Source organism: Leifsonia sp. 71-9 (genome assembly GCF_001898805.1).
In the GTDB taxonomy this organism is placed as follows: Bacteria; Actinomycetota; Actinomycetes; order Actinomycetales; family Microbacteriaceae; genus Leifsonia.
In genome coordinates this window covers 224666-236815 of sequence record NZ_MKVJ01000017.1, presented here as the reverse complement: position 1 = coordinate 236815, position 12150 = coordinate 224666, and the positions used below count along the sequence as shown (strand labels likewise).

At 71.2% G+C, this 12150-nt stretch carries 11 protein-coding genes; 5 read left to right on the top strand and 6 right to left on the bottom strand.

The window, feature by feature from the left end; all coding sequences use genetic code 11:
* The first annotated feature begins 4 nt into the window (after positions 1 to 4).
* A complete protein-coding gene (locus BGO91_RS10840; protein ID WP_290472774.1) occupies positions 5 to 2143 on the top strand; it encodes a S9 family peptidase in 2139 nt (712 codons plus the stop codon).
* Positions 2144 to 2159: 16 nt separating this feature from the next.
* On the opposite strand, the gene BGO91_RS10835 is transcribed toward BGO91_RS10840, so the two are convergent.
* Positions 2160 to 2786 (bottom strand): TetR/AcrR family transcriptional regulator, encoded by a 627-nt coding sequence (locus tag BGO91_RS10835; protein WP_290472773.1) that lies wholly within the window; start codon positions 2784 to 2786, stop codon positions 2160 to 2162.
* Between the two features lie 175 nt (positions 2787 to 2961).
* Here BGO91_RS10835 and BGO91_RS10830 point away from each other — a divergent pair, with 175 nt between their 5' ends.
* Positions 2962 to 4206 carry an MFS transporter gene (locus tag BGO91_RS10830; protein WP_290472772.1) on the top strand — a complete coding sequence of 415 codons (1245 nt, stop codon included), beginning with the start codon at positions 2962 to 2964 and terminating at the stop codon, positions 4204 to 4206.
* 51 nt (positions 4207 to 4257) lie between these two features.
* Here BGO91_RS10830 and BGO91_RS10825 read toward each other — a convergent pair whose 3' ends face one another.
* Positions 4258 to 4479 (bottom strand): hypothetical protein, encoded by a 222-nt coding sequence (locus tag BGO91_RS10825; protein ID WP_290472771.1) that lies wholly within the window; start codon positions 4477 to 4479, stop codon positions 4258 to 4260.
* A 483-nt stretch (positions 4480 to 4962) separates the two neighbouring features.
* Here BGO91_RS10825 and BGO91_RS10820 point away from each other — a divergent pair, with 483 nt between their 5' ends.
* Positions 4963 to 5355, top strand: a complete 393-nt coding sequence (locus BGO91_RS10820; protein WP_290472770.1) for a DUF4190 domain-containing protein — start codon at positions 4963 to 4965, stop codon at positions 5353 to 5355.
* Positions 5356 to 5437: 82 nt separating this feature from the next.
* Here the strand turns inward: BGO91_RS10820 and BGO91_RS10815 are convergent, their stop codons facing one another.
* Positions 5438 to 6262: an aldo/keto reductase gene (locus BGO91_RS10815; protein ID WP_290472769.1), complete on the bottom strand. Its 825-nt coding sequence runs from the start codon at positions 6260 to 6262 to the stop codon at positions 5438 to 5440.
* Between the two features lie 55 nt (positions 6263 to 6317).
* On the opposite strand from BGO91_RS10815, the gene BGO91_RS10810 reads away from it, so the two are divergent.
* Positions 6318 to 6863: a type 1 glutamine amidotransferase domain-containing protein gene (locus tag BGO91_RS10810; RefSeq protein ID WP_290472768.1), complete on the top strand. Its 546-nt coding sequence runs from the start codon at positions 6318 to 6320 to the stop codon at positions 6861 to 6863.
* A gap of 21 nt (positions 6864 to 6884) precedes the next feature.
* Here the strand turns inward: BGO91_RS10810 and BGO91_RS10805 are convergent, their stop codons facing one another.
* Together BGO91_RS10805 and BGO91_RS10800 are read right to left on the bottom strand one after the other, a co-directional pair.
* A complete protein-coding gene (locus BGO91_RS10805; protein WP_290472767.1) occupies positions 6885 to 8582 on the bottom strand; it encodes a cell wall-binding repeat-containing protein in 1698 nt (565 codons plus the stop codon).
* Positions 8583 to 8696: 114 nt separating this feature from the next.
* A complete protein-coding gene (locus BGO91_RS10800; RefSeq protein WP_290472766.1) occupies positions 8697 to 9659 on the bottom strand; it encodes a formylglycine-generating enzyme family protein in 963 nt (320 codons plus the stop codon).
* Positions 9660 to 9799: 140 nt separating this feature from the next.
* Between BGO91_RS10800 and BGO91_RS10795 the strand changes: the two genes are divergently transcribed.
* Positions 9800 to 10081 carry a Fe-S cluster assembly protein HesB gene (locus BGO91_RS10795; RefSeq protein WP_025155983.1) on the top strand — a complete coding sequence of 94 codons (282 nt, stop codon included), beginning with the start codon at positions 9800 to 9802 and terminating at the stop codon, positions 10079 to 10081.
* Between the two features lie 76 nt (positions 10082 to 10157).
* On the opposite strand, the gene BGO91_RS10790 is transcribed toward BGO91_RS10795, so the two are convergent.
* Entirely contained in the window at positions 10158 to 12149 is a 1992-nt protein-coding gene (locus BGO91_RS10790) for an ABC transporter ATP-binding protein (protein ID WP_290472765.1), read from the bottom strand.
* Between the last annotated feature and the right edge of the window lies 1 nt (position 12150).

The window sequence follows — 12150 nt, the reverse complement described above, 5'->3', positions numbered from 1 at the left end:
GCACATGCTCACCCCGCCCACCACCGCGAAGAAGCCGACCGAGCGCGTCCAGCACGGGGACGTGTACATCGACGAGTACGAGTGGCTGCGCGACAAGGACGACCCGGCGGTGCTCGCGCACCTGCACGAGGAGAACGCGTACACCAACGCGCGCACCGAGCACCTGTCGCTGCTGCGCGAGCAGATCTTCGAGGAGATCAAGGGCCGCACGCGCGAGACCGACCTGAGCGTCCCGGTGCGCGAGGGCGACTGGTGGTACTACACCCGCACGGTGGAGGGCAAGCAGTACGGCATCCACTGCCGCGCCCCCATCTCCTCCCCCGACGACTGGGAGCCGCCGGCCCTCGACGACGCGGCGCAGGTCGCCGGCCTCCCGGGCGAGCAGATCCTCCTCGACGACAACGTGGAGTCGGAGGGGCACGACTTCTACGCGCTCGGCAGCTTCGACGTGAGCGCGGACGGCACGCGCCTGCTCTACGGCGTCGACACCGAGGGCGACGAGCGGTACACGGTCCGCGTGCGGTCCCTGGTCGCCGGCGGCGAGGCCTTCCCCGACGAGATCGAGGGCACGGGCGCCGGCGCGCTCTTCGACCAGAGCGGCGAGCACATCTTCTACACGACCGTGGACGACGCGTGGCGGCCCGACACCGTCTGGCGGCACCGCGTCGGCCAGGGCCCGGACGCCGAGGAGGACGCGCAGGTCTTCCACGAGCCGGACGAGCGGTTCTGGATCGGCGTGGGGCTCACCCGCAGCCGCCGCTATCTCGTCATCGAGGCCGGCTCCAACGTCACCAGCGAGGCGTGGCTGCTGTCGTCGGACGACCCGACCGGCGAGTTCACCGTCGTCTGGCCGCGCAAGGACGGCGTCGAGTACGACATCGAGCACGCCGTCGTGAACGGCCACGACCGCCTCCTCATCGTCCACAACGACGACGCCGTCAACTTCGAGCTGGTGAGCGTCTCCGCCGACGACCCGCAGGGGCCTCGCACGACGATCCTCGCCCACAACCCCGCCGTCCGGATCGAGGGCGTGGATGCGTTCCGCGACTTCGTGGCGCTGGAGTACCGCCGCGAGGGCCTCACCCGCGTGGCCGTCGCGTGCATCCCCGAGGACGGCGGATCGGGCGACGACACCCTCCACGAGCTGCATTTCGACGAGGAGCTCTTCACCGTCGGCGTCGGCGGCAACCCCGAGTGGACGCAACCCTCGCTGCGGCTCGGGTACGGCAGCTTCGTCACCCCGTCGAGCGTCTTCGACTACGACGTGCGCACCCGCGAGCTGACGCTCCGCAAGCAGCAGCCGGTGCTCGGCGAATTCGACCCCGAGCTGTTCGAGCAGAAGCGCGAATGGGCGACGGCGAAGGACGGCACGCGCATCCCGATCTCGCTCGTCTACCGCCGCGACCTGGTGACGCCCGGGGAGCCGGCCCCGCTGGTGCTCTACGGCTACGGGTCGTACGAGGCGAGCATGGACCCGTCGTTCGGCATCCCGCGCCTCAGTCTGCTGGACCGCGGCGTGGTCTTCGCCATCGCGCACGTGCGCGGCGGCGGCGAGCTCGGCCGGCTCTGGTACGAGAACGGCAAGAAGCTCCACAAGAAGAACACCTTCACCGACTTCGTGGAGTCGGCGCGCCACCTGATCGACGAGGGCTGGACCTCCCCCGACCGGCTCGTCGCCCAGGGCGGCAGCGCCGGCGGCCTGCTCATGGGCGCCATCGCCAACCTCGCCCCGAAGTACTTCGCCGGCGTGCTCGCCGAGGTGCCGTTCGTCGACCCGCTGACCAGTATCCTCGACCCCTCCCTCCCCCTCACGGTGATCGAGTGGGACGAGTGGGGCGACCCGCTGCACGACGCCGACGTGTACGCGTACATGAAGTCGTACTCGCCGCTGGAGAACGTGCACGAGTCGCACTACCCGCGCATCCTCGCCGTCACCAGCCTGAACGACACGCGCGTGCTCTACGTGGAGCCGGCCAAGTGGGTGGCGAAGCTGCGGGACGTCGCCGGTGCGGACGCGCTCCTCAAGATCGAGATGGCGGCCGGTCACGGCGGCGTCTCGGGCCGCTACTCCGCCTGGCGGGAGCGCGCCTTCTCGCTGGCGTGGATGCTCGACGTGATCGGGGCGCACCCGACCGGCGAGTAGCGCGGGGTCGCTGCGGTCACCGGTTCGTGCGGAGGCCTCCGATGAGGGCGGACGCCGACTCGGTCGCGACCCGGCGGCGCCTGCTCTCGTCGGCCTCCGGGGCGGCGGCGACCCAGCGCGACGCATCCGCGAGCGCCCCGTTGAGCATGGTCGCGATCGCCACCGGCGACACGTGCTCGGCGACGATGCCGCGCTGCCGCGCCTCGGCGACGACCTCCGCCAGGGTCGCGATGCACGCCGCCGACGTCTCCTCCACCGCGTCCGGGATGACGGCGGGCGCGTCGGTGAACATGATCCGCTGGAACTCGGCCGACTGGGTCTTCTCGATGTAGGCGCGGCTGCGCTCGTCGAGCGCGACGAGCGGGTCGTCGTGGCCGGTGAGGATCGTCCGCAGCTGGGCGCACAGCTCCGCATCCAGCTGACGCACGACCGCTTCGAGCAGCCCCTGCTTGCCGCCGAAGTGATGGTAGAGCGCGCCGCGGGTGAGCCCGGCGGACGCCGTCAGCTCGTCCATGGAGGTGCCCGCGTAGCCGTGCTCGGCGAAATGCGCCCGCGCGGCGGTCAACAGCTGGTCGCGGGTCTGGTCGATCATCTGGGCGCGCGAACGGCGGTCGGGCTTCTGCGCGGTGGAGGTCGCGGCCATCGATTCTCCGTCGTCCGGGGTGGGGTCGTCCAGGGGTGGGGGTCGTCCGGGGTGGGCCTCCAGTCTAGCTCGCATACGCGGCGCATGTGAATTGACATACGCGCCGTATGTGAATACGGTCATCCACATACGCGGCGTATGTATCCGCCGACCGGACGAAAGCAGCTCCCCCACGATGACGACCCAGCGGACCGACCCCGTGACGCCCTCCACCCCGCCTCCCGCCCCCGACTTCCGGTGGGCCCCGGTGCTCGCGGTGGCGCTGTCGACCTTCACCGTCGTCACCGCCGAGATGATGCCGGTCGGGCTCCTCCCGTCCATCGCCGCGGACCTGGCGGTGAACACCGGGCTCGCCGGGATGTCCCTCACCATCACGGGCGTCCTGGCGGCGATCGTCGCTCCCCTCACTCCGGTGATCGCCGGTCGCGGGGATCGGCGCACGCTCCTCGTCGGGTTCCTCGCGCTGCTGACGCTCGCGAACATCGGGAGCGCGCTCTCCCCGAGCTTCGCGATGTTCGCCGTCACCCGCGTCCTCATCGGCGTCTCGATGGGTGTGGTGTGGGCGTCGGCGGGAGGGCTCGGTCCGCGGCTGGCGGATCCGGCGCACCTCGGACGGGCGATGACCGCGATCTTCTCCGGCACCTCGATCGGCATGGTCCTCGGCCTGCCCGCCGGAACGTTCATCGCCGGGCTCGCCGGCTGGCGCGCCGCCTTCTGGGCGGTCGCCGCTCTGAGCGCCGCGTCCGCGATCGCCGCCCTCGTGGCGATGCCGCGACTCCCCGTCGTCGAACGCGCACGCCTCTCGGGGATGCTGCTCCCCTGGCGCGACCGCGGCGTCCGGACCGGATTCGCCATCACCGCCCTCGTGGTGGTCGGGCATTTCATGGCCTACACCTACATCCGGCCCGTGCTCGAGACCAACCCGGCCATCACGCCGCCCCTCATCGTGGCGGCGCTGGCCGTGTTCGGTCTCGCCGGCATCGCCGGGAACGCCGTCATCGGCCCGCTCGCCGCCGGCCGCCCGCGCAGCGCGCTCCTGATCGCGCTCGGCGCCATCGCGCTGGGCACCGCGCTCCTCCCCGTCTCCGTCGCCGCGATCTGGAGCGCCTTCGCGGTCCTGACGCTCTGGGGCGTCGGCTACGGAGCCATCGGCGTCGCCACGCAGGCGTGGATCCGCACCGCCAACCCCGCTCTCGTCGAACGCAGCTCCGCGATGTGGTCCGGTGTCTTCAACGGCGCCATCGCGGTCGGCGCCTTCGCCGGCGGCCTGCTCTTCGACGGCATCGGCGGAGCACCGCTCCTGCTCGTCGCCGCCGCCATCGTCGCCGGAGGCTGGGTCACGACGCTGGCAGGGCGTCCGGTCGGCCGAGGTCGTGCGGACGCTCGGGCGCGGAGCCGAACGGCCGACGTGCCTCGCTGACCAGCGGCGGCATCCATCGGCCCCTGCCGGGCGCGCGCGCTCCGGCCGTCCTCACACGGCGACGGGGACGGTCTCCTCGCACACGTACTCCAGCCGCATCGGCGAGCTGTGCACGAGCCGATACCGGTCGGAACCTCCGGTCGGCCGAGGGGACGGCAGCGTGACGGTCTGGGGCACCGCGCCGCCGACGAGGAACACCTGCAGCAGACTCACTCCGTCGGGTCTGCGGAGGAGCGCCTCGCGGGTCCGGGCGACGGGGATCGGGTCTTTCACGTCGAGAAGCGTAGGCATTCCCTGCGGCGAACACGGCGACGGCGTCGCGAATTGCGGAAGTCGCGGCCGGAAAACGCGAGGTCGAGGCGGCCCGATTGCGTATCCGGCGAGCACTGTCTGAGTGTGCGCGCCCGTCGGCGACGTCGGGATGACCAGGTCGCCGCGCTCGCGAGGCCGCCGAGATGACGAGGCCGCCGGTCGATACGCTGGCGCCGCAGCTCGAGACCGGTCCCTCTCGGGCGGTTACGGCATTCTGCCCGGTCGATTACCGATATTTCCCACGGCCCACACCGGCCGTCCGAGGCGTAGGGCACGGTTGGATCAGGCCGCGGGGGCCGTACAGCCGAGGGGGCGCGTACGGGGACGCGGTCAGCCACCGCGGTCGCTTCAGGGCCGGGCGCGGGCGCAGCGACGGGCGACCCGCCCCCACCCACTCATCGCCGTCCCCTCGACCACCGACACGGCCCAGGAGGACCATCACCCATGAAAACCCCGAACTCCCCCGCCCAGCACGAACCGCAGCCGACCCCCGCCGCGTATGTCGCCCCCGACGCATCGTTCGCCCCGCCCGCCGCTCCGGCGCCGACATCGGCTCCGCTGGCCAGCCACAACGTGTTCGCGCTGCTGTCGATCATCACCGTCTGCATGAGCCCGATCCTCGGCCTCGCGCTCGGACACATCGGCCTCAGCACGATCAAGCGCACCCGCGAGGCCGGCCGCGGCCTGGCCCTGACCGCCGTCATCCTCGGCTACGCCGCGATCGCCGCCGTCGTCGTCTCCACCGTCTTCGTCGCGATCTGGTTCGGCATCGCACTCACCGCGTTCGGCGACCTGACGCACTACGGCAGCTACACCGATTACGGCTACGACTACTGAGCCGTCCATGACCGGCCGGGCGCCGCTTCGACCGGAAGCCGCACCGCTCCGCGGTCGCCTGACCGGTGCCGCCGGCGTCCGGTCAGCCCAGCTCGTCCGGGTCCTTCCCCGTCCGCTCTCCGGTCTCGAGCGCGGCGATGGACGCGAGGTCGTCCGCGTCGAGCTCGAAGCCGAAGACGTCGAGGTTCTCGCGGATGCGCGCGGGCGTGGACGACTTCGGGATGACGACGTTGCCGAGCTGCAGCTGCCAGCGGATGACGACCTGCGCCGGGGTGACCCCGTGCTTCCGCGCGAGGCCGTCGAGCGTGGGGTCGCCGAGCACCCGACCGCGCGCCAGCGGCGACCACGCCTCGGTCACGATGCCGTGCTCCCGGTCGTAGCGTCGCACCTCCTCCTGCGGCAGCCACGGGTGCAGCTCGACCTGGTTGACGGCAGGCACGACGTCCGTCTCGGCGGCGAGCCGGTCGAGGTGGTGCGTGTGGAAGTTCGCGACGCCGATCGACCGGGCGCGGCCCTCCTCCCGGATGCGCTCCAGCGCGCGCCAGGTGTCGACGTACTTGTCGTGCTTCGGGGCCGGCCAGTGGATGAGGAAGAGGTCGACCGTGTCGAAGCCGAGCCGCTCCAGGCTCGCGTCGAACGAGCGCAGGGTCGAGTCGTAGCCGTTCTCGGTCCACCACACCTTGGTGGTCACGTACACGTCGCCCCGATCGAGGCCGCTGCGGCGCACGCCCTCCCCCACGCCGCGCTCGTTCTCGTAGAACGCGGCGGTGTCGATGTGCCGGTAACCGGCGTCGAGCGCGGCGAGCACCGCATCCACCGTCTCGGCCTCCGGGATCTTGTAGACGCCGAAACCGAGCTGCGGGATGCTGCTGCCGTCGTTGAGAGTGACCTGGGGGATGCTCGTCATGGGTTCATTCTCCCGCTCCCCCGGCGTACCAGTGGAGGTGACGTAAGGAGACGACATGACTGCAGACGGACGAACGATCGCATTCCTGGTGGGCCCCGAGGGCATCGAGCAGGCGGAGCTGACCGAGCCCTGGAAGGCGGTGGCCGACGCGGGAGGCACTCCGCGGCTGGTCTCGAAGGATTCGGGAGAGGTGCAGGCGTTCGAGCACCTGACGCCGGCGGATCGCTTCCCGGTGGACGTGACGCTGGATGCGGCCTCGGCCGACGACTTCGACGCGTTGGTGCTTCCCGGCGGCGTCGCGAACGGCGACCAGGTGCGCACCTTCCCCGGCGCGGTGAAACTGGTGCAGGAGTTCGCGGCCGCGGGCAAGCCGATCGCGGTGATCTGCCACGGCGGCTGGGTGCTGGTGGAGGCGGGCGTCGTCGACGGCCGCCGCCTCACGAGCTGGCCGAGCCTCCAGACCGACTACCGCAACGCCGGAGCGACGTGGGTGGACGAGGAGGTCGTCGTCGACGACGGACCGTTCACCCTGATCTCGTCGCGCAAGCCCGACGACCTGCCCGCGTTCAACCGCGAGTTGCTCGCAGCGCTTGGTGGCTGAGGCCCGCGCAGGCGGCCGGGATCAGCAGGGGCGCCCCCAGTTGATGTCGGTCGTCTGCACCGTCTCACCGCCGATGATGCGGAACCGGTCCACTCCCCGGTCGAGCATGGTCTGCAGCTCGACGACGGGGATGCACGATCCCGTGGTCAGAAGGAGCGGCGCGTGCGCCGAGCCCGCCAAGGCGGAGACGCTGAGCGCGTCGGGGAAACCGAATCCGCTCGCGAAGTAGGCGGTCGACGACGCGGGTGCGGCCGCCGCGACGGCCGCCGCCGTCCCGAACCGGTCCCCGCCGGAGAGCCGCGTCACCGAGATGGCGGGACCGAGGCTGGCGGCCACGCCCGCCGAAACGCTCGCCGGGCCTCCGACGACGGAGACGGTGCGCGTTCCCCAGCCGGCGAGGACGTCCTGCGTGGCCGCGTCGGCGGTGCTCCGTGCGCCGTCGGTGAGCAGGACGGGCGCCCCGGCCGCCGCCGCCGCGGCACCGGCGGTGAGCGCGTCGGCGAATCCGCGGCCGGTCGCCACGAAGACCGACGGAGCGGCAGCACCGAACGCATCCAGGGCCACGGCCCGCGACGTCTCGAAGCGATCCGCGCCGGCGACACGGCGCACCTCGGGGGCGAACGGCAGGGCGCGCACCGCGTCGAGCACAGCGTCGGCGATCACCGCAGGACCGCCCGCTACCACCACCAGAGGCGGATGCAGACGGGTCAGCTCGGCGGCGATCCGGGGATCGAGTGCGCCGGGCATGGTGAGCAGCAGGGTCCCGTGCTTCACCGCCGCCGCAGGCCCGGCGGACAGTGCGTCGGGGAAGTCGACACCGGACGCGAGGTACGCGACGGGCACACCGGCGGCCGCATCCGGGAACGCCGCCTGGGACACCGCGACGGAGCTGCCGAACCGGTCGCTCCCCGCCACCCGGTCCACGGTGTGGTCGGGGTAGTCGACCGTGGTCATGTACGGATACTGCTCGACGGGCGCGCGGCCGGGCACGCGCGTCGTCACCACCGCCTGGAGCTCGTTACCGATGTACCGCGCCGTCGGGATGTAGCTGGCCGAGGTCGCGCCGGGGATCGGCTGGGGATAGCCGGACGGGTCGGGCGCGGAAGGGTTCCAGGCCCACCAAGCGAACGAGTCCGTCCCCTGGGTCGTCCCACTCGTCACCGTCACGGGGGTTCCCGCCACCACGCTCGACGGCGTCTTCGCGATCGAGGGGCGGGTCGCGGGCACGGTCACGCTCGCGCAACCGACCAGCACCCATCCGCCCGGGGGCATCGCGGCGTTGAGGTTCCACATGCGCGCACACACGTTCAGGGCACCCACGCTCGGGGCCTTCGCCCAGCGGACGTCGAAGCCCTGGTTCGGGCCCAGCTGCGGGTACGCCCGGCGCACATCCGCGCGGGGGATGTCGTAGTCCTGGCGCTCCGCCCACCCGATGGTCGTGGTGGCACCGCCGGCGGCCGGCGTCGCGACGAGCTCGATCGCTGCCGCGCCGCGCCCGTTCTCCCACCCGTCGTTGAGGTCGCCCGCCCACCCGGCGACGTGGAGCGACGGCGACGGCGAGTCCTGCACGTAGCTGATCGCGATGCTGTCGATGTAACCGACGACGGCCGGCGGGTTAAGCACGTTCGCGGCAGCAGGCAGCATCGGGACCGAGACGGCCGCAGCGACCGCGACCCCCGCCACGACCGACATGATGATGCGACGGCGATGTGCCCCCACTGCGACTCCCCCCTCGGTGCCCTCACTGGCACTGCGGCGCGCACGCACCGCTGCGGTGAGCCTAGCCGAGCGCGCGCCCGCGTCGTAGCCGCTCGGCGACCCACGATCAGGGGGTCAGCGAGCGACCGTGCGGAACCCTGTGTTCGCCATGGACGAGTCGGGGGTGTTGGACGACCGCGCCGCGTTGCGATACCGGTTGCAATAGGAGTCGTGGCAGAGGAACGAGCCCCCGCGCATGACACGCTGGGCCCCACGCTCGGGCCCGCGCGGGTCCGTGCCGGGCGATACCGCGTAGTAGCCGGGGTCGTACCAATCGGCGACCCACTCCCACACGTTGCCCACGGTCTGCCACAGCCCGTACGCGTTGGGCTCGAACGTGTGGACGGGGGCGGTCGTGAGGAAGCCGTCGGCAGTCGTATTCCGTTCCGGGAATGTGCCCTGCCAGATGTTCGCCCGCCAGCCTCCCGGCTCCTCCTCGACGCCGCCGCGCTCGTCGCCCCACGGGTATCGCGCGCTCTCTAGGCCGCCGCGCGAGGCGGCCTCCCACTCGGCCTCGGTCGGAAGGCGCCGGCCGGCCCACTCGCAGTAGGCGACGGCGTCGTTCCAGCTCAGGTGGACCGCGGGGTGGTCCTCCATCCCCTCGATGCCGGAGTGACGGCCTCCCGGGTGGCGCCAGTCCGCGCCGGCCACCCCGAGCCACCAGGGGGTCTGGGGAGGCTGCCCGAGCACGTCCGCGTCGTCGGCCGCGAGCGCGAGGTGGAAGACGGCGGAGTAGCCGAACGTCTCCGCCTCGGTGCGATAGCCGGTCGCGTCGACGAAGGCGGCGAAGGCGGCGTTGGTGACGCTCGTCGTGTCGATGGCGAAGGCCTCCAGCGTCACCGCGTGCAACGGCGTCTCGCCGTCGTGCCAGCGGTCGTCACCGTGGGCGTCGCCCATCGTGAAGGTCTGGGCGGGGATTGTCGCCTGGGCGATCGGATGGCGGCCGTGCTCGGCGTGGGGATCGGGAGCGGACTGCGCCCGGACGCCGAGGAACAGGTCGGCCCGGGACGGCGCACAGCAGTCGTGAGAGTCCGTCATGCCCTCATTCTGGCGCGGATCGGCGCTCCTGCCGAGCCTTCGTGAGTGTTTCCTGGCAAAGGCGCGCCTCGGGGTTGCGGGCCCGGCGGAGGCGCGGGAACGTGGCTGGCTCCTGGAGACATCGAACGGAAGGAGAGCGCATGCTCACCCTCACTGAGAACGCCAGCACGATCGTCAAGACCCTCACCGACCAGTCGCCGGCCGACGACGCGGGACTGCGCATCAGCAGCAGCAACCCGGAGCACACGGCCTTCGCGGCCGCCGTGTCGGAGACACCCGACCCCGCCGACCAGATCGTCGACGCGGGAGGCGCGCGCCTCTTCCTGGAGCAGGGAGCCGCCGCCGCGCTCGACGACAAGGTGCTCGACGCCCAGGTCGACGAGCAGGGCTCGGTCAGCTTCGCCATCGGCGCCCTGGCCTAGCCGGCCGCCGAGCACAGGAAAAGTGCGCTGTTCCGTATCGGAACAGCGCACTTTTGCTGTGCTCGGCGGCTGAGGACTAGGCCGGCTGCGCGCTTGACTCGGGCTCGGGCTCGGCCTCCGCGGCGGCGCCGCGGAACTGGGTCATGTAGAGGTCGTAGTACGCGCCGCGCCGCTCGAGGAGCGTCGCGTGGTCGCCTTGTTCCACGATGCTGCCGTTCTCCATCACCAGGATGGTGTCGGCATCCCGGATGGTGGAGAGCCGGTGCGCGATCACGAACGACGTGCGGTCGGTGCGGAGCGCCGCCATCGCGTGCTGCACGAGCAATTCGGTGCGGGTGTCGACCGACGAGGTCGCCTCGTCCAGGATCAGCAGCGACGGGTTCGCGATGAACGCCCGCGCGATCGTGATCAGCTGGCGCTCACCGGCCGAGACGTTGCCGCCGTCGGACTCGATGACGGTGTCGTAGCCCTCCGGCAGCTGGCGCACGAAGCGGTCGACCATGGTGGCCTTGGCGGCCTCCACGACCTCTTCGTCGGTCGCGTCGAGGCGGCCGTACCGGATGTTCTCGCGGATGCTGCCCGAGAACAGCCAGGCGTCCTGCAGCACCATGCCGACCTGTCCGCGCAGCTCCGACCGTGAGAGGTCCGTCGTATCGATGCCGTCGAGACGGATCGAGCCGCCGTTCAGCTCGTAGAACCGCATGATCAGGTTGACCAGCGTGGTCTTGCCCGCACCGGTCGGCCCGACGATGGCGACGGTCTGCCCCGGCTTCACCGAGAGGCTGAGGTCGTCGATGAGCGGCGTCTCCGGGTCGTAGGAGAACTCGACGTCGACGAGCTCGACGCGGCCGTCCGCCCGCTCGGGGAGGTGCTGCGTCTCGTGGTCGGGCGTCTGCTCCTCCGCGTCCAGGAACTCGAACGTGCGCTCCGCCGAGGCGACACCGGACTGCAGCATGTTGGCCATGCCGGCGATCTGCCCGATCGGCTGCGAGAACTCGCGGGAGTACTGGATGAACGCGGTCGCGTCGCCGATCGTCATCTGCCCCGACACCACGCGGAGCGCGCCGACGACGGCGATCAGCACGTACGACAGGTACGAGACGAAGTTCATCGCCGGCATGATCATGCCCGAGACGAACTGCGCGCCGACCATCGAGCGGTACAGCTTCTGGTTGCGGCCGTCGAACTCCTCCAGCATCACGCCGTCGCGGCCGAAGGCGCGCACCAGGTCGAGACCCGAGTACGACTCCTCGATGTGGCCGTTCAGGTTGCCCGTGGACGCCCACTGCTGCTTGAACAGCTTCTGCGACCGGCTGCCGATCACCCCGGCGATGATGCCGGAGAGCGGGATCGAGATCAGCGCGATCAGCGCGAGCTGCCACGACACGATGAACATCATGATCCCGATGCCGACGACCATCAGGACCGACTGGATCAGCTGCGAGAACGCCTGCTGCAGCGCGGTCTGGATGTTGTCGACATCGTTCGTCACGCGCGACATCAGGTCACCGCGCTGGCGGGCGTCGAAGTAGCGCAGCGGGATGCGGTTGAGCTTCGTCTCGATGTCGCGGCGCAGGCCGTAGACCACCCGCATGACGAGGGCGTTCAGGATGTAGCCCTGCCACCACTGCAGGAGCGACGCCACGATGTACATGGCGAGCACGATCATCAGCAGGCGGCCGAGCTGGACGAAGTCGATCCCGGTGCCCGGGATCAGTGTGCCTTTGTCGTCGATCGTCCCGACGGCGCCGGAGAAGATCACGTCGGTCGCCTGACCGAGGATCCGCGGCGCGATCACGACGAGAGCGACCGAGATCACCACGAGCAGGGTGACCCAGGTCATCCCGACCCATTCGGCGCCGAGCAGCCCCAGGAGGCGCTTGAACGACGGCCAGAAGTTCTCGGCCTTGCGCGCCGTGGCGTCGCCGAACATGTCGCCGTCCGACTCCCCCGGCGTGTACTCGTAGTCGACCTCTTCGAGGGTCGCCTCGACGGCGCTCTCGCGGGCGGCGCGGTCGGCCTCGGTCGCGGCGGCAGCGCCGCGCTTCGTCTTCTTGTCGCGTGCCATC